This window comes from Streptomyces graminofaciens (assembly GCF_030294945.1).
Taxonomy (GTDB): Bacteria; Actinomycetota; Actinomycetes; order Streptomycetales; family Streptomycetaceae; genus Streptomyces; species Streptomyces graminofaciens.
This window is the reverse complement of the sequence record NZ_AP018448.1, coordinates 2360788-2384019: the sequence shown is the minus strand read 5'-3', so window position 1 is coordinate 2384019 and position 23232 is coordinate 2360788. Positions and strand designations below refer to the sequence as shown.

At 68.7% G+C, this 23232-nt stretch carries 20 protein-coding genes; 13 read left to right on the top strand and 7 right to left on the bottom strand.

Annotated elements, in window-relative coordinates; genetic code table 11:
* Window positions 1–440 precede the first annotated feature (440 nt).
* The gene (locus SGFS_RS10440) at window positions 441–2024 is read left to right on the top strand and encodes a carboxylesterase/lipase family protein (RefSeq protein WP_286249524.1); all 1584 of its coding nucleotides are present in this window, start codon (window positions 441–443) and stop codon (window positions 2022–2024) included.
* Window positions 2025–3251: 1227 nt separating this feature from the next.
* Here the strand turns inward: SGFS_RS10440 and SGFS_RS10430 are convergent.
* From SGFS_RS10430 to SGFS_RS10410, 5 genes are all read right to left on the bottom strand, one after another.
* Complete coding sequence (locus tag SGFS_RS10430; protein ID WP_286249523.1) at window positions 3252–4448, bottom strand: cytochrome P450; 1197 nt, start codon at window positions 4446–4448, stop codon at window positions 3252–3254.
* 1270 nt (window positions 4449–5718) lie between these two features.
* Entirely contained in the window at window positions 5719–6573 is an 855-nt protein-coding gene (locus tag SGFS_RS10425) for a 3-hydroxybutyryl-CoA dehydrogenase (protein ID WP_286249522.1), read from the bottom strand.
* A complete protein-coding gene (locus SGFS_RS10420; protein ID WP_286249521.1) occupies window positions 6570–7748 on the bottom strand; it encodes an XdhC family protein in 1179 nt (392 codons plus the stop codon). The genes SGFS_RS10425 and SGFS_RS10420 overlap by 4 nt, the downstream gene beginning before the upstream one ends.
* Before the next feature lie 54 nt (window positions 7749–7802).
* On the bottom strand, window positions 7803–8792 hold the full coding sequence (locus tag SGFS_RS10415) for a PDR/VanB family oxidoreductase (protein ID WP_286249520.1): 990 nt from the start codon (window positions 8790–8792) through the stop codon (window positions 7803–7805).
* Window positions 8789–9181, bottom strand: coding sequence for a cytochrome P450 (locus SGFS_RS10410; protein ID WP_286249519.1), 393 nt, complete (start codon window positions 9179–9181; stop codon window positions 8789–8791). The genes SGFS_RS10415 and SGFS_RS10410 overlap by 4 nt, the downstream gene beginning before the upstream one ends.
* A 610-nt stretch (window positions 9182–9791) precedes the next feature.
* Here SGFS_RS10410 and SGFS_RS10405 point away from each other — a divergent pair.
* Window positions 9792–10157 (top strand): VOC family protein, encoded by a 366-nt coding sequence (locus SGFS_RS10405; protein ID WP_286249518.1) that lies wholly within the window; start codon window positions 9792–9794, stop codon window positions 10155–10157.
* A gap of 333 nt (window positions 10158–10490) precedes the next feature.
* Window positions 10491–10976, top strand: a complete 486-nt coding sequence (gene rraA / locus SGFS_RS10400; RefSeq protein ID WP_286249517.1) for a ribonuclease E activity regulator RraA — start codon at window positions 10491–10493, stop codon at window positions 10974–10976.
* Window positions 10977–11040: 64 nt separating this feature from the next.
* On the opposite strand, the gene SGFS_RS10395 is transcribed toward rraA, so the two are convergent.
* The gene (locus SGFS_RS10395; protein WP_286249516.1) at window positions 11041–11307 is read right to left on the bottom strand and encodes a response regulator transcription factor; all 267 of its coding nucleotides are present in this window, start codon (window positions 11305–11307) and stop codon (window positions 11041–11043) included.
* 638 nt (window positions 11308–11945) lie between these two features.
* Window positions 11946–12740: an IclR family transcriptional regulator gene (locus SGFS_RS10390; protein ID WP_286249515.1), complete on the bottom strand. Its 795-nt coding sequence runs from the start codon at window positions 12738–12740 to the stop codon at window positions 11946–11948.
* A gap of 222 nt (window positions 12741–12962) precedes the next feature.
* On the opposite strand from SGFS_RS10390, the gene SGFS_RS10385 reads away from it, so the two are divergent.
* The 10 genes from SGFS_RS10385 to SGFS_RS10340 all read left to right on the top strand — a co-directional run bounded on the left by SGFS_RS10385 (window position 12963) and on the right by SGFS_RS10340 (window position 23161).
* Window positions 12963–13433 (top strand): hypothetical protein, encoded by a 471-nt coding sequence (locus SGFS_RS10385; protein WP_152769191.1) that lies wholly within the window; start codon window positions 12963–12965, stop codon window positions 13431–13433.
* Complete coding sequence (locus SGFS_RS10380; protein WP_286249514.1) at window positions 13430–14677, top strand: M24 family metallopeptidase; 1248 nt, start codon at window positions 13430–13432, stop codon at window positions 14675–14677. Before SGFS_RS10385 ends, SGFS_RS10380 begins: the two co-directional genes overlap by 4 nt.
* 59 nt (window positions 14678–14736) lie before the next feature.
* Complete coding sequence (locus tag SGFS_RS10375) at window positions 14737–15519, top strand: enoyl-CoA hydratase/isomerase family protein (protein WP_286249513.1); 783 nt, start codon at window positions 14737–14739, stop codon at window positions 15517–15519.
* Window positions 15516–16688, top strand: a complete 1173-nt coding sequence (locus SGFS_RS10370) for a CaiB/BaiF CoA transferase family protein (protein ID WP_286249512.1) — start codon at window positions 15516–15518, stop codon at window positions 16686–16688. The genes SGFS_RS10375 and SGFS_RS10370 overlap by 4 nt, the downstream gene beginning before the upstream one ends.
* Before the next feature lie 10 nt (window positions 16689–16698).
* Window positions 16699–17670 (top strand): cyclase family protein, encoded by a 972-nt coding sequence (locus tag SGFS_RS10365; protein WP_286249511.1) that lies wholly within the window; start codon window positions 16699–16701, stop codon window positions 17668–17670.
* A gap of 300 nt (window positions 17671–17970) precedes the next feature.
* Entirely contained in the window at window positions 17971–18708 is a 738-nt protein-coding gene (locus SGFS_RS10360; protein ID WP_286249510.1) for a CoxG family protein, read from the top strand.
* A complete protein-coding gene (locus SGFS_RS10355) occupies window positions 18705–19556 on the top strand; it encodes an FAD binding domain-containing protein (protein WP_286249509.1) in 852 nt (283 codons plus the stop codon). The genes SGFS_RS10360 and SGFS_RS10355 overlap by 4 nt, the downstream gene beginning before the upstream one ends.
* Window positions 19549–21933 (top strand): xanthine dehydrogenase family protein molybdopterin-binding subunit, encoded by a 2385-nt coding sequence (locus tag SGFS_RS10350; RefSeq protein WP_286249508.1) that lies wholly within the window; start codon window positions 19549–19551, stop codon window positions 21931–21933. Before SGFS_RS10355 ends, SGFS_RS10350 begins: the two co-directional genes overlap by 8 nt.
* Window positions 21930–22388 carry a (2Fe-2S)-binding protein gene (locus tag SGFS_RS10345; protein WP_286249507.1) on the top strand — a complete coding sequence of 153 codons (459 nt, stop codon included), beginning with the start codon at window positions 21930–21932 and terminating at the stop codon, window positions 22386–22388. The genes SGFS_RS10350 and SGFS_RS10345 overlap by 4 nt, the downstream gene beginning before the upstream one ends.
* Window positions 22385–23161 (top strand): alpha/beta fold hydrolase, encoded by a 777-nt coding sequence (locus SGFS_RS10340; protein WP_286249506.1) that lies wholly within the window; start codon window positions 22385–22387, stop codon window positions 23159–23161. Before SGFS_RS10345 ends, SGFS_RS10340 begins: the two co-directional genes overlap by 4 nt.
* Window positions 23162–23232 lie beyond the last annotated feature (71 nt).

Here is a 23232-nt window from a genome sequence, read left to right as displayed (position 1 = left end):
ATCCGGACTCGGTCACCTCCGGATCCGGACCAGGTTACCTTCGAGGCCGGACCCTGCGGGCGGGCCGACCCCGCCCGGCGTGATGTGACGAACATCGCCGATCCCGCAGAACGCGAGCGAGCCCCGGTGCGCTCGCAGAGATCGGCCCCGGTCCCGCCCGACGGTCATCTCGTCCGCCCCGGCAATTTCCTCCTCCAGGACGGTTACCGACGCAGAGGCGAGGACGGCCCGAACGCGGCAATCACCAGCAAGGAGCTCGACGACGACCCGCGCGACGACTACGGGATGCCCTCACGGAAGTCCCAAGTCGCAGCTCACTGATCCCGGCTCTGGCTCTGGATCTTCGGAAATTCCTCTCGTCCCGAGGTTGGGCCTGCCGCCCACCGCAGGAGGTGCATGTGTTGTCCTCATTTTTCCGCTCAAGAAGCAGACGACTCAGTGTGACCGGTCTGGTCGCCCTGGTCGCGTTCGTCACACCCTCCCTGGTGTCCGCGTCCCCTCAGCACAGTGCTGCCGCCCTGGTCAGAACCCATAACGGCTGGGTCCGTGGGGCCGTCGGCGCCGAGGTGGACAAGTTCCTCGGTATCCCGTACGCCGCACCGCCCACGGGGGAGCGCCGCTGGCGGGCGCCGGCCGCCTCGACCTCGTGGCGGGGCGTCCGTGACGCGACCACCGACTCCCCGGCCTGCGCCCAGCCTGCCGGCGGGCTGCTCCCCGGAGAGTCGAGTGCGGACGAGGACTGCTTGTACCTCAGCGTCTACCGGCCCGCCCACGTCGCCGGGAAGCGGTTGCCGGTGCTGTTCTGGATCCACGGCGGCGGGTACGGCTCGGGAGCCGCCCGGCTGTACGACGGCAGCAAACTCGCCGCGAAGAACGACGCGATCGTGGTGAGCATCAACTACCGGGTCGGTGTGTTCGGCTTCCTGGCCCTGGAGTCCCTCGGCCATGAGCAGGGGAACTCCGGGAACTACGGGTTCCTCGACCAACTGGCCGCGCTGCGCTGGGTCAACAAGAACATCGCGGCGTTCGGCGGTGACCCTCAGCGTGTCACGATCGACGGCCAGTCGGCCGGCGCCTTCTCCGTCTGCAACATGCTGGCCGCGCCGGCCGCCAAGGGACTGTTCAGTGCGGCCATCATGCAGAGCGGGGGCACCTGCCCTACCGCCTCGAAGGCATCGTACGAGGCCGGCATGAAGGTGATCGTCAAGGAGGCCGGCTGCCCCGACAGCGATGCCAAGGCTCAACTGGCCTGCATGCGGCACAAATCCGTCGCCGAACTGATCGACGCGATGGCGAAGGCACCGCTGACTGAATCCTGGAGCCCCGTGGTCGGCGGAAACGCTCTGCCGACCGAGCCGCTGGAAGCAGTCAAGTCGGGCCGATGGAACAAGGTGCCGGTCCTGATGGGCACCACCCGGGACGAGGCACGGGCGATGCTGCACTTCATCGGCCAGTCGTTCCCGCAGACCGAAGAGGCGTACCGGGAAGTGATCCGCTCCTTCTTCGGGGACCAGGCAGACAAGATCCTCGAGGAGTACCCGGCCGCCGACTACACCGACCCCGCCTACGCCACGGCCGCGGTCCTGACCGACAGCGGCACGCCCGGAGGCCTGGGCGGCTGCGGACAGTCGGACGCGGCGGACGTCTTCGCGGCACACACCACCACCTACTTCTACGAGTTGTACGACCCGAACGCGCCCCCGCTCACAGATCCCCCGGCGCCCAAGGGCTTCCAGATGGGCTCGGCGCACAGCGCGGACCTCGCCTACGTGTTCCAGGACGGCTTCGCCCAGCAGGCAGCGCCGTTCACCCAGGCGCAGAGGGCGTTGTCCGACAAGATCATGCGGTACTGGGCGAACTTCGCCAGGCAGGGCAGCCCCAACGGCCACGGCGAGGCCGACTGGCCGAAGTACCGGGGCGGCGGGAACGGCATCGTCCAGTTGAGCCCGGGCAACGTCTCGGTCATGCCCGACTACGAGGCCGAACACCACTGCTCCTTCTGGCGTTCTCTCGGACGGGCGTAGCCGGACAGGGGTCCGCGCGTCACCGCGCGGACCCCTCCCGCTTCCGCGGCCGGACCGTCTGCATGAGCGCCCAGTGTCGGCCGCAGGCATCCGGCGACACCGGTACGGGCTGGTAGGCAGGTCGACATGCCATTATCACATCACCTGACGGTGAGTCAGGGAATGCGTCAATGAGCCGGCATGAGCTCTGCTGGGGAGGGTGGAAAGGTAGAACGGTACGAGGACCCAGACCCTGGCCTTCGGGTACATGAGCAGATCGGCGCCGAGACTCCGGGTACCCGCACGCCACGTACAACAACATGCGGGAGTGCCCCAGCCGGTCCGCGATGTTGGAGCTGCCCCTGAACCCTCATCGGAAGGCTCGGCTCTTGGCTCGACAGCTCGCTCGCTGCATGAGCAACGCGAGGAGACCGGCCACACTTCACGGGATGCCGCGATCGAACTGCTGACGGCCCTCTGAGCGGAACGAAGGAAGACGCCCCCGCCCGTGGCTGAGGCTCGCCGTGAGCTTGGGCAGCGGACGATCGAGGAGTACGCCAAGAAGTGGTTGCCGCGTCAGCGGAAGATGACCGAACATTCAACGGCTCCGTGACTCCGAGCGTGGTGGAAATTTCCTCGATCACCTGGAGGCCGAGGGCGGCCCGGTTCGGCTGGTAGTCGAGCCGGTCGGCGGCGGCCCTGGACCCGCTCCCGAATGACTGGACCGACCGTCCCGGCGGGTGCCAGCGCTCGCGACACCGTGGAAGGGGAGACCCCCGTCGCCCTTGTTGCTTCTCGCATCATCACCAGCACGTGCCGAGGTTCACACCCCTGTCCACGAGCGTCAACGCACGGTCGTCCGGTCTCGCCCCGCTCGAGAGCATCTTCTGGCCCCTCGTGCGGCACCTCGGCAGTGGCCCATCAGCGGGACCGAGCCGAAGTCCCACCAGCACCGTTGTGTCCGTGCCGACGATCGCGATCTTGGATCTGCAACACCAACTTCCGCCGGTTGACATCCATAGGGGCATCAAGAGTGGCTGTGCCTCCCTAGGGCTGCCACGGTCGCGGCCTGCCTCGTCTGGTAGCCGTCATGAGGAGGATGGCACGGGACCGCCCGGACGAGCTCTGCTCGGTTCCGAGCGGCCACCGATGACCGACATCATGCAGCTTCGCGACGGACGTCCCTACGAGGTCGTGCTCCCCTGCCGGCTGTACAAGCGGCACGAGCGATCACTGTAGGCCCGCGGATCAGGCCGCCCGCAGCACGAGCGGCAGCTCGTCAACCGAGAGCACGGGAAAGCTCCGACGCTTCACTTCTCCGTTGACGGCGAAGTTCGACGTCCTCGCGAGGAGCTCCTCCAGCGTGATGCGCATGTTCATGCGAGCGAAGTGCTGTCCGAGGCAGGCATGGAGACCGAACCCGAAAGCGAGGTGGTTCTTGTCCTCCCGATCCAGGTCGAACCTGCCAGGGTCGGGAAAACGCCTCGGGTCGACGTTGGCGGAACCGTAGCTCGTCAGCACGAACTCGCCCGCCGCGATCTTCTCACCGGCGATCTCCATGTCGGCGACGCACTTGCGGCTCAACGTCTGCTGCGGCGTGTCGATCCGCAGGCTTTCCTCGATGGCGTCGGGGATTCGATGCGGCTCGGCGCGCAGCAGACTCTGCAGCTCCTGATCGCGGGCGAGCCGGAGGACCGTGTTCGACAGCGCGGCCGTGGTCGTACCGTGACCGGCCAGCATCATGGCGATGATCAGCTTGCTGATTTCCTCGTCGGTGAGTGCGCGACCCTGCACCTGACCCGTCACAAAACTGTTGACGATATCGTCCCGGGGGTTTTCCCGGTGATCCACGATGACCTTCTGCACGTACGGAAGGATCTTCGCCATCGCGGCCACGAAAAGCTGCTCGCTCTGCTCGTCGTTCACGGCGAACCCGACCTGCTCTCCGGTCGTCATGACGAACTCGTGGTGAAAAGGCCAGTCCGAGTCAGGAACTCCGAGGAAGCGACACAGCACGCGTGTGGGGAAGGGATAGGTGAACTGCGCCGAGAAGTCGCCCTCGGCCGCCGCCACCAATTCGTCGATCATGGTGACGGCGATTTCGCGGTTGCCTGCCTCCAGACGGCCGACTACCTCAGGCGGGAAGTTCGGGTTCAACAGCTTGCGGAACCCTGTGTGAAGTGGAGGGTCGGCGAAGAGCGGAAGGATGGCCGGCGTGCCGTCCGGTTCGGTCGTGACCGTGCTGCTCATCTTTCGGAAGTCACGCAGGACGGTCGTGAGCTCGGCGTAGCCCAGGGCACCCCACCAGTTCACGTCAGACCCTGCGATCGTGACCCTCGCCATGGGGCACTGACCCAGCACTTCGCCGTAAGCCTCAGCGGTCCCGGCCTCGGGGTCCGACTTCAGGTGCTCCAAGGCTTCCGTAGCGTTCAACTGGCCACTCATGCTGTCGCCTCCGTGACGTGGCGGACGTTGCTGCCCATTGCATTGTTCCTTTCGTGCCGCATTGCGCCGTGCACCTGGGCCGAGCGGACTGCCGGCCTCATGGACAACGGATGTCCTTTATTCAGGACATGTTGTCCTGGATGGGTGAAGTTACCCCCCGGCTTCACTCCGGTCAACAGTCCGATCGTGAATGTGGCCCCACGCCTGAAATCTCGACCCCTTCCAGGGCTTCCGAGGTGCGCAAGGCGGGTTAATTGCTGGTGATGGCCGTCAGTCCCTGGCGTCAGCCGGTGGTGGGTGCGGTGGGGGTGAAGCGGTGGGTGATGCAGGCGTGCGTCATCTCGCGGATGCTGCTTGACCTTCTTGCGAGAGGTAATGTCCTTTACTCGGGACATTTGATCTATGCTGGGGAATCGAGTGCCCGAAGGTCGACCCGCCGGGCGCCAGGGGGAACAGGACGAACGTGCTCGTGCGGGGTGTGCTGGTCACGGTGCGACCTGGGGTGCCCTACCTGGCAGGCGAACAAAGGGATTTCGGGGGGGCCTTGAAGCCAAGCGTGATCGTCCTGGCGGATGGGTGAACACAGGGTCCGATGTCCGCGCCACGGAAGTGCCTGACGAACTGCGCGAGCGAGCCGTCCGCGAGACGAGGACCTCAGGTCGCCCGGTCGCGCCTGCCGCCCGGGACCTGGGCATCCACGAGGCGGCTCTGCGGCACAGGGGTTCGCCGCGCCAGGGCTGACCAGGGCGGGCGGCCCGATCTGCTGACCACTGCAGGGATGGGTGAACTCGCCCAACTCTGCAAGGAGAGCACCGAGTTGCGGCAATCGATGAAATCCTCAATGCTGCGCCGTGTTCTTCGGCAAGGATCTCGGCGGACTACGCCCGCCGCATCGGACCGGAGTCCGCTCGACGCCGGCCGGACGAGCAACCGGCCAAGTGGATTCGCGCCATCATGTGGGCGGGACACCCACGGGGCTCGGTGGATCCACCGTCGGTTGTGGCGCGAGGGCGCGACCTGGACCGTGGAAAGGGGGAAGCCGAAGACCGCGTCGGCGTGGACGGACATGTGCGGCCGGAGGCGTCGAAGCGGGTCGGTCCCAGAGGCAAGGTGTCGGCGGTGGCATCAACGGAGATCTCCTGCTTCCGGCCGTTGACGGCCCATGTGACTTCCTCAGCCGCGCGGGCGTCGAGAGGCCGACGACCTTGTCGCGGTGTACGCCGGTGATGAAGGGGCCATGCCACATCCGACTTGCTACCCGACCTCAGGTTCAGGTGTAGGTGTGGAAGCCGCGGCCGGTCTTGCGGCCCAGGAGTCCAGCCTCCACCATGCGCGCGAGCAGCGGCGGCGCGGCGTACAGGGGTTCCTTGAACTCCTCATAGAGGGACTCCGCGACGGCCTTGGTGGTGTCCAGGCCGATCAGGTCGGCCAGTGCGAGCGGGCCCTGCGGATGGGCGGCGCCGCGGACCAGGCCCTGGTCGATGTCCTCGGCCGTCGCGAAGCCCGATTCGAGCATCCTGATCGCGGCGAGGATGAACGGGATCAGCAGGGCGTTGACGACGAACCCGGCACGGTCCTGGCAGTCGATGGCGTGCTTGCCCAGGTCGTCCCGTACGAAGGCCCGTGCTCGCTCGGTGACGGCCGTGTCGGTCATCAGCGACGGCACCAGCTCGACCAGCGAGAGCACCGGCACCGGATTGAAGAAATGAATGCCGAGCACATGGCTCGGCCGACGGGTCATCACGGCGAGCTTCATGATCGGAATGGAGGAGGTGTTGGACGCCAGGATCGCCTCCGGGTCCGTGACGATCGAGTCGAGGCGGCGGAACAGGTCGGTCTTGGCCGCCTCGTCCTCGACGATCGCCTCAACCACCAGCTGCCCGTCGGCGACCCGCTCGATTTCGGTCACCACGTCGATCCGCTGGAGGACGGTCTTCGCGGAATCGATCTTGCCGCGGCTCTCGGCACGTTTGAGGGAGGCCTCCAGCCGCTGCCGCGCGGCGTCGGCCGCGGCGTCGGTGGACTCCACGACCGTGACGTCCCGGCCGGCACGGGCGCACACCTCCGCGATACCCGAGCCCATCAGCCCGCCTCCGATCACACCGACCCGCCGGATGTCCTTCACACTCGCTCCTTCTCGCGCTGGACGGCGTGTGCGGCAGGTGCCGCTACGGGGTCACCGATGTGGATCCGTCCGCTGGTCATGGACAGTGACGCGCCGGTGCCACCCCAGCGACCGGCGATCATCTCCGCCACGATGCTGACGGCGGTCTCCTCCGGGGTCCGCGCCCCGATGTCGAGTCCGATCGGGCTGCGCAGCCGCGCCAGCTCCGTCTCGTCGAGGTGCGCCTCGCGCAGCCTTGCCATGCGTTCGTCATGGGTGCGCCGGGATCCCATCGCCCCGACATAGGCGATCTCCGGGGTGCGCAACGCCACTTCGAGCAACGGCACGTCGAACTTCGGGTCGTGCGTCAGCACCGCGACGACCGTACGGTGGTCGACGCGGCCCGCCTCGATCTCCGTACGGAGGTAGCGGTGCGGCCAGTCGACGACGACGCGGTCGGCGTCCGGGAACCTGCGGGCCGTCGCGAAGACGGGCCGGGCATCGCACACGGTCACGTCGTATCCGACGAAGGAGCCCAGCCGGGCCACGGCCGCGGCGAAGTCGATCGCCCCGAAGACGAGCATCCGCGGCCTCGGAGCGAACGTGGCGACGAAGATTTGCATCCCGCTACCCCGCCGTTGACCGTCGATGCCGTACGAGAGCACCCCGCTGGACCCTGCCGCGAGCATGCCCAGGGCGTCGTAGCGGACGGCGGTGTCGATGCGAGCAGACCCCAGGCCGTGGTGACCCGTGGTGCCGTCCGGCCGCACGATCATCCGCCGGCCGACCCGGTCGGAACACGGATGGGCGACGACCGTCGCCACGGCCACGGGACGTCCCGCCTCGACATCGGTGACGACGTCACCAAACTCCGGATACCCGGCCCGGGAGACGACCTCGACGAAGACGTCCAGAATGCCGCCGCAGGTCAGCCCGACGCTCAGGGCGTCGTCGTCCGAGACGCCGTACCGCGTCAGCGACGGCGCGCCCGAGGCCATCGCGGTGAGGGCGCGCTCGTACACATCGCCCTCCACACAACCGCCCGAGACCGATCCCACCACGGAACGGTCCGGGCCCACGAGCATGGCGGCACCCGCGGGGCGCGGGGCAGAGCGGAAGGTCGACACGACCGTCGCCAGTGCGACGTCGTCCCCCGCCTGCCACCACGCCCGCAGATCACCGAGCACCTCACGCATGGCGGTGCCCCTCTCGCCGCGTCCCGTGGATGTCCTCGACGCGAAGCCGTTCCATCACAGGTCCAGGACCAGCTTCGGCCCACGGCACCGGGAGACGCAGATCATCAACCGGTCGCCGGCGGCCCGCTCGCTCTCGGAGAGTACCGAGTCGCGGTGATCGATGTCGCCGGCGAGCACCATCGTCTCGCACGAGCCACAGGTGCCCTCGGCACAGGAGCTGATCACATCGGCACCGGCGTCCTCCAGGACGGACAGCAGCGTCTGGTCGGCCGGGACCTGCAGAACCGTGCCGCTGCGGGAGAGTTCGACCTCGAACGCCTGGTCGGCGTCGGACGTGAGCTCGGTGTCGGTGCGCGCGCTGAACCGCTCGATCCGGAGTGCTCCCGCGGGCCAGCGCGCGACCCGCTGCTCCACGGCGTCCAGCAGCGGCCCGGGGCCGCAGCAGTAGATCAGCGTGTCCGGCTGCGGGTCGGCGAGAAGACGTTCCAGGTCGATGAGGCCGGCCTCGGACTGCGGGACGACCTCCACCCCTGCGTGAAGTTCTATGAGTTCGTCGACGAAGCCCATGGACTCCCTGGTTCTGCCGCCGTAGACGACGGTGAGATCAGCGCCCATGCCGAGTGCGGCGCGCACCATCGGCAGGATCGGCGTGATGCCGATGCCGCCGCCGATGAACAGGTACCGGCGGGCGGGTTCGAGCGCGAAGTGGTTGCGCGGGCCGCGGGTGGGGACGAGGTCCCCCTCGGCCAGCCCTTCATGGACCCAGCGCGAGCCACCGCGCCCCTCCTTCTCCAGCAGTACCCCGACCCGCCAGGTGTGCCGGTCGTCGGGGTCACCGCAGAGGGAGTACTGACGAGCGGCACCGTCGGGCATGACCAGGTCGATGTGAGCGCCGGGCTCCCACTCGGGCAGCGGCCCGCCCGCCGGGTCGACGAGTTCCAGGGCCAGGACATCCTCGGCTGCCTGCCATTTCCGTGCGATGCGCACCACCCGCTCGGCGCGCTCGGTGACCTGGACGTCTGACATCATCGTGAGCGTGGTCATGCGACCTCCGAAGGTGCGGCCGCGTCCATCCTGAGCGGCATCTCGTTGACTGACAACACCGGATAGCTGCGCCGAACCACATCACCGCTGAGGCTGAACGACGAGGTCCGGGCGAGGAGTTCCTCGAGGGCGACCAGCAGGTCCAGGCGCGCAAGGTACTGCCCGAGGCAGGAGCGGAGTCCGAAGCCGAAGGCCAGGTGACTCCTGTCCGCGCGGTCGAGGTCGGACTTCCCCGGGTCGGGGCAGCGGGCCGGGTCGACGTCCTTCGACTCGTCGACCTCGACGCGTTCCGCGGGGCACTTTGCCGGCACCTCGCCGTAGACTGCGGCGGTTCCCGCGCTGGGGTCCGAGTCGAGGTGCCGCATCGCCTTCGTTGCGTTGTACCGCACAGTCATACTTCACCTTCCGCGGCGTCCGGCCCCAGAGGCACATGGATCCCTCCTGGTTCAAGATGGACGTCGGCCGTCCCGGCCCGTCTCGATTCGACAGGCTGACCGAAGCGAGAGTCGCGTCTCATCTGGAGGACGTGATGTCCTGTATTTGCGACATTAGCTATCGGTCACAGTGGCGTCAAGACCGCTATCCGGCTCGTCTCGTGCGAAATTCTCCGGATGTTCTCTCGGGGGGAGGAGGGGGTTCGGTCGCCACCTTGCCCCCTCTGTCTGGTGTCTGTAGGGCGACCGGGAACTCCCTGCGGGATGGGTGATCCTTCGGGGAGGACTGGTGCATGTGGCTGCATGTGGCGTCGGCTCCGCGTCCAGCCATGGGGACGGGTTCGGGGGACAGTCTGCCCTCCATGGCGGACATTTCGACAGAGTGGCGGGCTGGAATTGCCTAGACGTGTCCGACGGGAGAGATGTAGCGTCCCGCGGGCGATGCACTGGTAGTGCGTCGCCCTGCATCGGCGCTCCGATGGACATCGCCTGCCGGCCCGTCTCGCAAGGGGCGGACCGGCGAGACCCGGGGCGCGGAGCCGACTCCGGAAAGGGAACATCGAACATGGAGATCAAGGGCATCACCTGGCACGCCGTTGTCGTCGATGGAGAGGCGTTCGGCAGTACGCGTCGGTTCTTCGGTGACCTCCTCGGAAGCGGGCCCGCTTGGGAGGCTGATGGCTACAGCGCATTCCGGACGTCGGACGGCTCGAACCTGGAACTGCTGGCGCCGGCCCACGTCCCGGCGTACGGACTCAACGACGGCGTCGCCTTCGGCTTCATGGTCGACGACATCGACGAGGCGTCCGCGGCCGTCGAGAGCGCCGGCGGCACTCTGGTCGGCGAGGTGGTGCGTATCGACGCCGTGGCCTACCGGCACTTCCAGGATCCGGCCGGGCGTACCTATGCCCTCACCCAGTCCCTCGGCTGAGCCTCGGGCTGTCGGCCGGGATCGCGGTCGGCGGGGGTGGAGGGCGAGGGTTTCGAGCGTCGCGGGGCTCTCGGCCGGTGACATGCTCGGTCGGTGGCATGCGCAGCGTGCGTGTTCGCGTTTTGACTGGGTCTCCGGGGCCCGGTCGCCTCGCCACTCCGAGCAGGTGGCGGTCATGTGGCCCGTCCCCCTGGCTGCGAGCGCCGCGCCCTCCCGAGAAGGTTGACCGTTATACGAGATCCCTTGTCTTGCAGTGAGGACGGAAATAGCATTGCCCCGGCCTCCTGGGAAGCGGTGAGGCCGACGACCTCCATCGGAGGAGAGGCGGCAGTCATGACCGAGCAACCTGTTTCCACGGCCGATCTTTACGACGAGTACGGATACCGGCTGCTGGTGTGCGACCTCCAGTTCGCGCAGTACGGCGGCCGTCGCGCATTCCAGGGGCCGATCGTGACGGTGCTCTCCTACGAGGACAACGTGTTGCTCAAGCAGGTCGTCGCCGAACCCGGGGACGGCCGTGTCATCGTCGTCGACACTCAGGGCTCGCTCCGGGTGGCCATGCTCGGGGACAACATGGCGAGGAAGGCCGCCGACAACGGGTGGGCGGGCATCGTCGTCAACGGGGCCGTCAGGGACGCGGCGGCCCTGCGGGAGCTGCCGATCGGCGTGATGGCGCTCGGGACCAACCCGCGGCGCAGCCTCAAGCAGGGGGCGGGCGATCTGAACGCGCCGGTCGCCTTCGGAGGGCTGACCTTCCATCCGGGGGCGACGCTGGTGAGCGACGACGACGGGATCGTCGTGCTGCCCGGTCAGCCCTGAGGCCCGCCCGCATCCGGGGTGCGTCACAACGACTCCCGCAGGCCGTTGCCGGATCCGCGCCGGGTCAGACACTCGCCCGCTGACGGGTGACCCACGCCGCGATCCGAGCCCGGGGCGTGTAGCCCAGCTTGGACAGGACGTGCTCGACGTGCCCCTCGGCGGTGGGCAGCGAGATGACGAGGGATGTGGCGATCTCCCGGTTGGGCCGGCCCTCGACCGCGGGGTCGGAGACCTGGCGCTCACGGCGGGTGAGTCTGACCGGCTCGTTCGGGACCGTAGCCTTCTTCGGGCTTCGGCCGGTCCGCTCCGCCGGCAGACTCGCCGGGGTCATGCAGGTCTCCAGTCGCGCACCCGGCCTGGTGCGGGACACGTTCACCCGCGCCACGCCCGCGCCGCTGCTCTGCGTGCCGTGAGCATGGCGTACGGCTGGACACCGACACTGCGTTGCCGGGTCCCCGTCTGTCGCGGTCAGGTGCGGGCCGGGTGCGTGTCGCGGGCGGCTGTGTCTGATTCGCCAGGAGTTCAAAGAGAGATCCGTCCGGCCTGCGGCGGCCTTGGCGAGCGCGTGAGGCCGACCGCCCTGACGGCTGACAGGCCGTGCCGCCGGAAGGAGGTCGCGGACGTCCTCGCCGACGGGTCAGGAGCGGCGAGGACGTGGCGGCGTGATCGGTCTTGGTCGCCTCGCCCTCGATGAAAGGTCCAGGACGAGGCCCGCGTCCGACTTGACCTCCACGACGAGCACGGCGACCGCTCCCCACGAGGACACCTGCTACTCAAGCTGCTCGGAGACACCATGGCGAGGAAGCCTGCCGACAACGGCTGGGCCGGGACCCTCCTCGACGGCGCCTTCCGAGACGTCGCGGCCCTGGACGGCCGATCGGCGCGCGGGCGCTCCGAACCGACCCACGGCGCGGCCTCGTACTGGGGTCGGGCGATCTCAACGTGCCGGTCGTCCCTGAGTCCAGTCGATCAGGTGGTGGCGTGCGCCAAGGACTCCCGCCCGGGTGCCGAAGCACCGATCCGGGCGGTCGCCCGTGCGGCGGCGTCCCGGATGGACGGGCCCACGCGGTCGAGGTTGTCCCAGTCCAGCTCGCTGGAGAACGTCATCGTCATCAGCGCGAGCATCGGCTTGCCGCCAGGGCCGAAGACGGTCGAGGAGGCTCCGCTGTGCGCGACGTTGAACTGCCGGATGCTGCATCCGTATCCGCGCTCGCGAACCTGTGCGAAGACGCTGGACAGTTCGTCCAAGCCGGTGATCGTGAACTCGGTGAAACGTTCCACAAGTCGGCTGCGGGCGAGATCGACGAACTCGTCGAACGGGCGATAGGGCCAGAACGCCTGCATCAGCCCCGGCGCGGAGAAGGGGAACCGATCGCCGACGTCGACCGTCACCCGCACGCCGCGGCCCGGGTCGCCGACGGCGACCACGGTGTAGCTGCCGGATCCGTCCTCCTGTGCGGCGAAGACGACCAGGCCCAGCCGGCGGCAGAGCCGTTCGACCTCCTCCTTGATCACGTAGAGGATCGCCTCGTCGCCGAGCACGGCCAATGCGGAGAGTCCCGGCCCGAGCGTCCAGCCGGAGCGATTGCCGAGGTTGTTGACCCAGCCGGCCTGCTGGAGGGTCGCAAGGATGTTGTAGCAGGTCGAGCGGTTCAGGCCGAGCGCCTGCGCCAGGATCCCCGCCGACACCGCCTGGGGTGCCTCGGCCGCGATGTGCTCGACCAGTCGGATCGCCGCACTGACCGCGGGCACCTCGTTCGCCATGAACTGCTCCTCAGGCCTTTGTTGCTCCGATGGAGGGAGCGTGGGGGGCAGCAGTGTCCTCGACACAGGACATCAGTGGCAAGTGGAACGACCGTATGGGGTGCCAGTTTCTGGGATTTCATAGCTCTTGCGCATGTCTGCAGCGGCAATTAGTGTTCGTGACGAGACATCTTGTACTCTAGGGCGGACAGAAGTTCCTATGGTTCTACAGGAGGAACGCAAATGATCTTCCATGTGTCCATCCCGGCGGACGATCCTCAGCGCGTGGCTGAGGTGATCGCCGAGATCTGGGGCGGCGAGGCCTTCCGCTTCCCGCCGTGGCCGGGCGCCTGGGTCGCCATCGCCGGCGACGAGCACGGCACGACCTGCGAGGTCTACCCGCGCTCCCAGACGATGGCCCCCGGCAAGGGCGAGGACGACCCGGTGTGGCCGAAGCTGGACGAGTCTCCGTCGAAGTACGTGGCCTTCCACTTTGCCACTTCGACGGACAAAAGCCAGGACGAGATTATGGCGATCGCCGAGCGTGAGGGATGGCGTACGCTGCGCTGCCCGCGCGGGGAGTTCTTCGACGTGATCGAGGTGTGGGTCGAGAACCGGCTCCACGTCGAGGTTCTCACGCACCCGATGCAGGACGACTACCGCAAGAACGTCAACATGGAGATGTGGCGCTGGACCCAGGAGGACGCCGCGTGAGCGGCTCACCCGGATTGCCGCAGTTGCCGACCCTGTCCCTGGCCGAGCGGGACCGCCGGTGGGGTCTGCTGCGCGAGATGATGCGGCGCAACGACGTGGAGTGTCTCCTCGTCCCGCCCGCCCCGGTGCGCTACCCTGCCGACACCTACTTCACCAACGACCTCCCCGGTTCCGCGGTCGTCCTCCCGCTGGAAGGCGAACCCGTCGCCATCCAGCGCGGAGCGTCCGTCGCGGGCTCTTGGCTCCAGGCGCAGGAGTGGGGCGAGGGCACCTGGATCCCGGACATGCGGTTCGGACCGCGCGCTCCCGCGATGGTGCGGGTCCTTGAGGAGATGGGCCTCGCCCAGTCACGGATCGGGACGATCGGGATCCTCAGCGGCCCCAATCTGCTGCCGTACGGATGGACCCCGCAGCCGATGTGGGCCTACCTCCAGAAGGAACTGCCGAAGGCCACGTTCGTGGACGTCCTCGACGACTTCACCGGGATCTGGCTGGTGAAGAGCGAGGAGGAACTCGCGCTCTTCCGCTACGTCTCCCAGCTGGCCGAGCAGGCGTGCCAGGTGATGCTGGACGTCACCAGGCCAGGGGTGAGCGAAGTCGAGATCTACGCGGAGGTGCTGCACGAGTTCCACCGGCACGGCGCCGGGATGGCGCACGACCTCTTCGTCCACTCCGGCCCGGACAACCTGAGCTGGGACGCGCCGCGCTGGCTGTACCGCGCCCAGCCGGCGCGTGTCGTCCAGGAAGGGGACATGGTCCTCTCCGAGATGATGCCGACCGTCGGCGGGCTTGAGGCGCAGGTGCAGATGTGCGTGGCGGTTGGGGACGTCCATCCTGATTTTCGCCGCGCGGCCGAGGTCGCCAGGGAGTCGTACGACGCCGGTCTGGAGGCCCTGCGGCCCGGAGTGAAGTTCGGCGAGGTCGCCGACGCGATGGCGGAGCCGCTGCAGCGGGCCGGAGCGTGGCACATCACGCCGCTGATCCACAGCCTCACCCCGCTCACGATGGTCGGCCGGGTCACCCGGGGCACCGACAGCAGCATCACGGACCGGTTTAAGCAGGTGGACGAGCTGCCGGGCACCGATCTCGATGTCGTCCTCGAACCAGGGATGACTTTCCAGCTCGAACCCGACGCGGTCTTCGGGCGACGTCAGGTCAACATCGGCGGGAACGCGATCGTGACCGAGGACGGCCACGAGGAGCTGAACGACCTGCCCACCCGCCTCCGCTTCGCCCGGATCTGACAACGCCGGCCGTACCGGAGCAGCTGACCACCGCCCCACCGTACGAGGAGCACGACGCAGTGACCGAACTGGAGTACGACGTCGCCGACCATGTGGCGACCATCCGGCTCAACCGCCCCCACAAGCGCAACGCGTTCACCTTCGAGATGGTCAACGACTGGGCGGACCGGCTCGTCGACGCACAGACCGATCCGGAGGTACGCGTCATCGTCGTCACCGGCGAGGGCAGCGGCTTCTGCTCCGGAATCGACCTGTCGTGGGTGGAGGACCACGAGCAGGCGCCCCTGGAGTTCAAGCAGGCCCTGACCGATCACATCCACCGCGTGCCGCTCGCCCTGGAGGGCATCGACAAGCCGGTGATCGCCGCGGTCAACGGCGACGCCATGGGCGCGGGACTGGACATGGCGCTGATGTGCGACCTCCGACTGGTCTCCACGACAGCGCGGATGGCAATGTCCTACGTGAAGGTCGGTCTGGTGCCCGGTGACGGGGGATGCTGGCTGCTGCCCAGGCTGATCGGCATGCCGCGGGCGCTGGAGCTGCTCTGGACCGGGGACATGATCGGTGCCGAACGAGCCGCCGAACTCGGCATGGTCAACAGTGTGCACGAGCCCGACCAGTTGATGGACGCCACATACGCCCTCGCGGCACGGCTGGCGTCCGCGCCGCCGGTGGCGGTGCGGATGATCAAGCGAACGGCGTACCAGTCGCAGCGCCTGGACTTCCGCACCAGTCTGGACCTCATCTCCTCCCACATGGGTGTCGTGCGGTCGACCGAGGACTCCGTGGAGGCATACCGGGCGTTCACCGAGAAGCGGCCCGGAAAGTACGTGGGCCGATGACCGCGCTCAGCGGACTGCGTATCGCGGACTTCTCCAGAATCCTCGCCGGACCGCTCACCACCATGCTGCTCGCCGACCTCGGCGCGGAGGTCGTCAAGATAGAGCGGCCGGACGGCGGCGACGACACCCGGGCATGGGGGCCGCCGTACACGCCGGACGGTCGGGCGACGTACTTCCTCGCCGTCAACCGCAACAAGCACAGCGTCGTGCTGGACCTCGCGACGCAGGAGGGCCGCAAGCGTGCCCAGGACCTGGCCGTGGACAGTGGCATCGTCGTGGAGAACTTCCGGCCGGGCGTGATGGACCGGCTCGGCCTCGGTTACGAGGAACTCGCGGCCCGGCGGCCGGATCTCATCTACTGCTCGATCAGCGCCTTCGGCTCGGCCGGCGGCGCGTCCCTGCCCGGTTACGACCTCATCGTACAGGCCGTGGGCGGCCTGATGAGCATCACGGGATCGCCGGACGACGAGCCGCAGAAGGTCGGCGTGGCCGTGATCGACGTGATCACCGGCCTGTACGCCGCGGTCGGCGTGGTTTCCGCGGTGCGGCACCGCGAGCGGACCGGAGAAGGCCAGCGGATCGAGGTGGACCTCCTCAGCTGCGCCCTGGCGGCGCTGTCCAACCAGGCCTCCGCCCACACCGCCGGCGGTGTCGTGCCCAGGCGACTGGGCAATGTGCATCCGTCCATCGCGCCCTACGAGACCCTGCCGACCAGCGAGGGGGAACTCGCCGTCGCCGTGGGCAACGACCGGCAGTTCCGTTCCATGTGCACCGTCCTGGGCGCATCGGAGCTCGGATCCGATCCCCGGTTCGTGGTCAACGCGGCTCGGGTTGCCCACCGTGAGGCGCTGCGCACCGAACTGACGGCGCGCCTGGTCACCGACGGCGCACAGGTGTGGGCGCAGCGCTTGAACGACGCCGGAGTGCCTGCGGGGCCGGTCAACGACATCGCCGCCGCGTTCGAGTTCGCACGGACCCTCGGGCTGGAGCCGACCGTCGACATAGACGGCACGGTCGTCACCCGCAATCCGCTCCGGATGGGCCGGACCCCGGTGTCGTACCGACTGCCTCCGCCACCCCTGGCCGAGGACGGCCAGGGGCCCCGGTGGGCCGACCAGGACGCTGCCGGAACTGAGACAGCCGGAGCACCGGCACCACACGAAACCTGAGGAGACGAGCGTGGAACCGCAGACGACAGATCCCGTCGCCGCGCGATCCGTGATACCCGGGAAGGTGAGCCGCAGCCCGTTCGGGCCGTCCGACCAGATCGGCATGCTCAATCTGATGACCGAGGAGTCCCGGGCCGCCGCGTGGGCCGCTGCCGACCCGACGACGATGTACGACCTCTCGGTCGACTACCACGTCGGGATGCCGTCGTGGGCGGGTCTGGGAGACCCGACCTACCAGATCTGGATGTCGCACACACCGCAGGGCAGTGTGAACGAGAACGTCCTGGGCCTCGGTGCCGAGCAGAACCGGCACGTCACCTACTCGGCCGACTGCATCGCGATGTTCACGCACACCGGAACCCACCTCGACGCGCTCAACCACTTCGGGCTCGACGGCATGATCTGGAACGAGGTGCGTGCCGACCAGGACCTCGGGAGCCGGCACTGGCTCAAGGCCGGTGCGGAGCAGCTTCCCCCGGTGATCGCCCGCGGGGTCCTGCTCGACGTGGCCGCGGCGGCCGGTGTCGACGTCCTCCCGGACTCCCACCGCATCACCGCCGACGAACTGAGGTCGGTGATCGAGCGCCAGGGCACGGAGATCCGCCAGGGCGACGTCGTACTTGTGCGGACCGGACGCATGCGCCTGTGGCACGACAACACGCGGTATCTCCACAACGAGTCGGGACTCGACCGCGAAGCCGCCGCACTGATCGCTGAGGCGGGAGCGATGATCATCGGCGCCGACAATGTCGCGCTGGAAGTCATGCCGAGCGTCGACCCGGACAACTGGCACCCGGTGCACACCTACCTGCTCGGCGAGTGCGGTATCCCGATCATGGAGAACGCCTACCTGGAGGACATCTCCGAGGCCGGGCTGTGGGAGTTCGTGATGTTCGGTGCCGGGCTGCGTCTGCGTGGCGCGACGGCGGCGCCGATGAGGCCACTGGTGTTCCCGATCCGCCCCGGCGCCACCTTCCGGTAGGCCGCCTGCACCACACGCCCTCAGCAGGGCTTTGAGGGTGAGCGATTCGCCGCCCTGGCGGAGTTGCCGTCCTGCCCGCAGGACGCGCCTGCCGCCTGTCGCTCGTCGACCACCCTGCATTCGCCACTTGCCACTTGCTGCTCGCCACCCGCCACCCGCCTCGTCATCGAGCGCGGGTGGCGGGTGGTCGTCATGTGTTGGTGGCCTCGCAGGGGGCTCCTCTCCTGCATCTTGACGGCACGGAAACGTACTCGTAGTGTCCTGTATACAGAACAAGCTATCCTCTATGGCGGTCATGCGATGAAATTGGCATCCTCCTTCACGATTCCCGCAGCGGCAGACAAGGTCATGACCCTGTTCCTCGACCCGAACACCATGCGCTCCTGCATCCCGGGGTGTGAGGAACTCGTCCAGACCGACGAGACGCACTACAAAGGCAGCCTCGTCAACGAAGTCGCACACGTGCGGTTCAAGGCAGGCTTCGCGGCCGAGATCACCTCCATGGCAAGGCCGCAGAACACGTCCGAGCCCATCGTGGTCAAGGCCGTCCTGCGCGGTGAGGACCGCCGCCTCGGCAGCACCATCAAGGTCGACGCGACGCTCACCGTGACACCGCTGACCGGGAACGGCGGGGAGACCGGCGAGGCGTCCGAGGTGTGCTACGAGTTCGAGCTCGGCATCCGGGGCAAGCTGGGCCGGGTCGGCGAGGCCGTCGTCCGCAAGCGCACCGCGGAGGTGGAGAAGCACTTCGCCGAGGCCCTCACGGCGATCTGCACCGGCCGACCAATGCCGCAGAGCGGGAACGAGGGCAAGAAGGCGGCCACCCCCGCACTCCGCGCCGTCTCCGCCGCCCAGGCGACGGGAGCCGACAGCGCGACGGCGGGACTCCCACAGGCCCAGTCGGCCGACGCGGTCCAGTTCGTCGCGGCGCCCGCCGCCGAGCGGGCGCGCCAGGACTGGTTCGTGCTCGCCCTCTCCGTCGCCGCCGCGTTCGCCTACGGCATCCTGTTCGGCCGCCGCAAGGGCGACCGTCGGTGAGCGCCGGCCGCGTCCACCGCCCGGAGACCCTGGAAGAGGCGACCGCGCTGCTCGGCGAGCTGGACGACGTGATGGTCTACGGAGGCGGCACCGCCATCCAGATCCTGCGCAAACAGGGACTGCTCTTCACCGAGGACTACGTCGACATCGCCGGGATCCCCGGCCTGCGCGACCTGACCGTCACCGACGACGACATCACCATCGGCACACTGGTCCCGCTGCGCCGGGTGGAGACCGACCCGCGGACCCGCCGGCTCGTCCCGGTCGCCGCGGCGGCCTACGGGCAGGCCGCGAACCCCCGGGTCCGCAACACCGCGAGCGCGGGCGGCAACATCGCCCACGGCGACTACCGGCTCGACCCGCCCACCGCGCTCGTCGTCCTCGACGCCACAGTCCACCTCGCCTCCGCCGCAGGCAGTCGCGAGGTGGCGGTCCGGGAGTTCTTCACCGACTTCCAGGAGACCGACGTCCGGCACGGCGAGATGATCACGGCCATCACCGTGCCCCGCCAGCCCGACGGGTCCCGCAGCAGTTTCGTCAAGATGCGCAGCCTCAGTGAGAACGACTGGCCCTGTGCCTCCGCCGCCGTCCTCGCGGTGCCCGAGGACGGTTTCGTCGAGATCCGGATGGGGCTCGGCGCCGTCGCCCCCACCACGGTCTACCTCGCCTTCGACGTCACCCCGGACATGGACGAACAGCAGGCCGTCGAGGCCGCCCTCGACATCGCCGACTCCGTCATGGATCCGATCGCCGACATCCGCGGCAGCGCCTCGTACAAGGCGCGGCTGGGCCGGGTCGCCGTCGAGCAGGCCGTCCGCAGCAGTCTGAAGGAGCTCTCCCGTGACTGAGGTTCTCCCCGACGCACAGCCCGCCGACACCCGACAGGCCGAGACCGAGCCGCGCTACGGCGTCGGCGAGCGCCGCAAGCGCTTCGACGCCCTCGGGCGGGTGCGCGGCACGATCCGCTACACCGGCGACGAGGCCAACCCACCCGGCACGGCGTTCGTCGGCGTCCACCGCAGCACCGCCCCGCACGCGCGGATCGTGGCCGTGCACACTGAGGACGCTCTGGCCGTCGAAGGCGTCCTCGCCGTGGTGACCGGCCGCGACCTGTACGAGGTGCTCGGCGACCGCATCTACACGGGCCCCGCCTTCGCCGACCAGCCGTGCCTGGCCGTCGACAAGACACGCTTCGTCGGCGAGGCGATTGCCGCGGTGCTCGCCACCGATCCCGACACCGCCCGCGCCGCGGCGGACGAGATCGCCGTCGAGTACGAGGAGCTGCCGCCCGTCTACGACATCGACGACGCCCTGCGTGGCGAGGCCTTCGTCCACGAGGAGCTGCGCCCGAGTTCGGTCTTCGCCGACCTCGCCCATCTGCGCGGGGTGCGCGGCACGAACGTCAACTACGAGTACCGGCAGATCCTCGGTGACGCGGCCGCCGAGCACGAGCGGGCCGCCACGACCGTCACCGCGACGACATGGGCGCCGCCCACCCACCATGTGCCGATCGAGCTGCCGTCCACTTCGGCCTGGGTCGACAGCGGCCGGCTGGAGATGCTCTCCACCACCCAGACCCCGTCGTACGTCCGGCAGACCGTCTCGGACCTGCTCGACATCCCGCTGTCCCAGGTGCGGATCATGACCCGGCCGCTGGGAGGCAGCTTCGGCTGCAAGATGTACGACCGCCTGGAGCCGCTCGCCGCGGCGCTCGCCTGGACCACGGGCCGCCGGGTCCGCATCGACGCGACCCGGGAAGACGCGTTCCTCCTGACCACCCGGCACGGCGCCCGGGTCACCGGCTCGATGTCGGCGGACGCCGACGGCAACATCGTGGCCGTGACCTCGGACGTCCGCTACGACACCGGCGCCTTCGCCGACGTCGGCCCGCGGATCGCCGCCAAATCGGGTCTGGTCGCCCCGGGGCCGTACCGGATCGCGGCCGTGGATGTGCGCTCCCGCTGCATCTACACCAACAAGGTCTCGGCCGGGCCGTTCCGCGGCTTCGGCGTACCCCAGGTCACCTGGTCGCATGAGACCCTCATCGACGAACTCGCCCGCGAACTTGGTGAGGACCCCTACCGTTTCCGTCGGCGTCACCTCCTGCGCGAGGGCGACATCGCCACAGTCGGCACGAAGATGCACAGCGCCGACTTCCTCACCTGCATCGACGAGGTCACCAGGGCCGTCGGCTGGGACGACCCCACGCCCGAGGGCGACGGCCGGTGGGTGCACGGCAAGGGGGTCGCCGTGGGCATGAAGGCGGTCCTGACACCGACCATCGCCAACGCCACCCTCAACCTCAACCAGGATGGCTCCGCGACCCTGCTGATCAGCACGGTCGACATGGGCCAGGGCAGCGACACGATCATGTCGCAGATCGTCGGCGAGGTCCTGTCCCTCGACAGCCGCCGGATCCACGTCGTCCGAGCCGACACCGACGCGACCCCCTACGACACGATCACCGCGGGCAGCCGTTCCACCTACCACACCGGCAACGCCGTACGGCTGGTCGCCGAGGCGATGCGGAACAAGCTGCTGGGCTTCGCCGCCGAGCGGTGGGGTGTGCCCGCGGAGGAGCTGGTGCTAGACGCACAGGGCGTGGTCCACGAGGCGAAGGAACTGCGCGGCAGCCTGTCCGACCTGGTGCGCGCGAAGTTCGGCGCCCGTGGGGCCACGGTCACCACGGCGGAGAACTTCACCAGCTGGTGGGTGCCCTACGACCACGACACCGGCTTGTCCGAGAAGGTGACCGAGCACTGGTTCGCCGGTGCCGCCGCCGTCCGTCTCGCGGTCGACATCTGGACCGGGCGCATCCGTACCCAGCATCTCGCCATCGCCGGTGACGTCGGCCGGGCCATCAACCCGACACTGGTCGAGCAGCAGCTGACCGGCGCGGCGATCATGGGCATCGGCCACACGCTCTTCGACGAGATGGTGTTCGACCAGGGACAGATCACCAATGCGACGATGCTGGACTACCAGCTGCCGTCCATCAAGGACCTCCCCGAGAAGCTCACACCGGTCATCGTCGAGAGCGCCCACCGTGACGGCCCGTTCGGCGCCAAGGGCGTCGGCGAGACCACCATCCTGCCGATCGCTCCGGCCTACGCGGGCGCGGTCCGGGACGCCTGCGGTGTACGGATCACCACTCTGCCGCTCACCCCCGAGCGGGTACTGAACCACCTCGCCGACGCGGCGGACCCCGGGAAGGCCGGACGATGAACGAGATCACCCTGGACGTCAACGGCACCCCGTACAAGGTCGCCGTCGAAGACACCACCCTGCTGCTGGACGCGCTGCGCCGGCGGGTCGGCGTCACCAGCGCCCGCGAGGGGTGCGGGGTCGGCGCCTGCGGTGCCTGCACCGTCCTCGCCGAGGGCCGCAGCGTGTCCTCGTGCCTCGCGGTGGCCGTACGCTACGACGGCACGCCGCTGACCACCGCCGACGGACTCCCGGAGGACGACCCGGTGGTCTCCTCCTTCGTCGACAGCGACGCCATGCAGTGCGGCTACTGCATCCCCGGCTTCGTCCTCATGACCAAGGAACTGCTGTCCGAGAACCGCTCGCCCAGCGACGAGGAGATCAGCGATCACCTGGAGGGCAACATCTGCCGGTGCGCCACCTACCCAGAGATCATCAAGGCCGTCCGCCTCGCGGCGAAGAGGAGTGCCACGTGACCCTGGAACGCCCGTGGGGCTCGCTGAACTACCTCGACGAGGGATCAGGCCCCCTCGTCGTCCTGCTCCACCCCCTCGCTGAGGCCGGTGAACTGTGGCGCCGGTGGATCGACGAACTCACGCCGCACTTCCGCGTGGTCGCGCCGGACGCCCGCGGCCACGGGGACTCGTCCTGGGGCGGACAGCAGTTCTCCGTCGCCGACCTCGCCGACGACGTCGCAGCCCTCATCGAACACCTCGACGCCGGACCGGCCCGGGTGGCCGCCCTCTCCATGGGCGGCTGCACGGCGGTCGCCCTCGCGGTACGGCACCCGCGGGCTGTGCACAGCCTCGTTCTGGCCGACACGACCGCCGACTACGGGCCGGACAAGGCGGTGGCCTGGGGGGAGCGCGCGGAGAAGGCCGTCACGGTGCCACGGGAGAAGCAGCTCCTCTTCCAGGTCGACCGCTGGTTCTCGCCCGGCTTCCTCGAAAGAGACCCGGCCGAGGTCGAACGGGTCTCCCGGATCTTCACCGAGACCGACTCCCGGGCGCACGCCGCCGCCTGCCGGGCCCTGGGCGCCTACGACGACTCTGCGCGGCTCGGCGAGATCACCGCACCCGCCCTGGTACTCGTGGGTGAGGACGACTACGCCACGCCACCGGCCATGGCAGAGGCCCTGCATGCCGGCATCCCCGCCTCACACTTCCATGTGCTCCCCGAGGTCCGGCATCTCAGCCTCGTCGAGAGCCCGCACGCCCGGGCGCTGGCCCGGGAGCACCTTGATCGCTGAGGAGGGGTCTCGGTGAAGAGAGGCGTAAGTTACTCTCACGTGTCTCGCCCGAGGACGCTACAGTCCTCTCT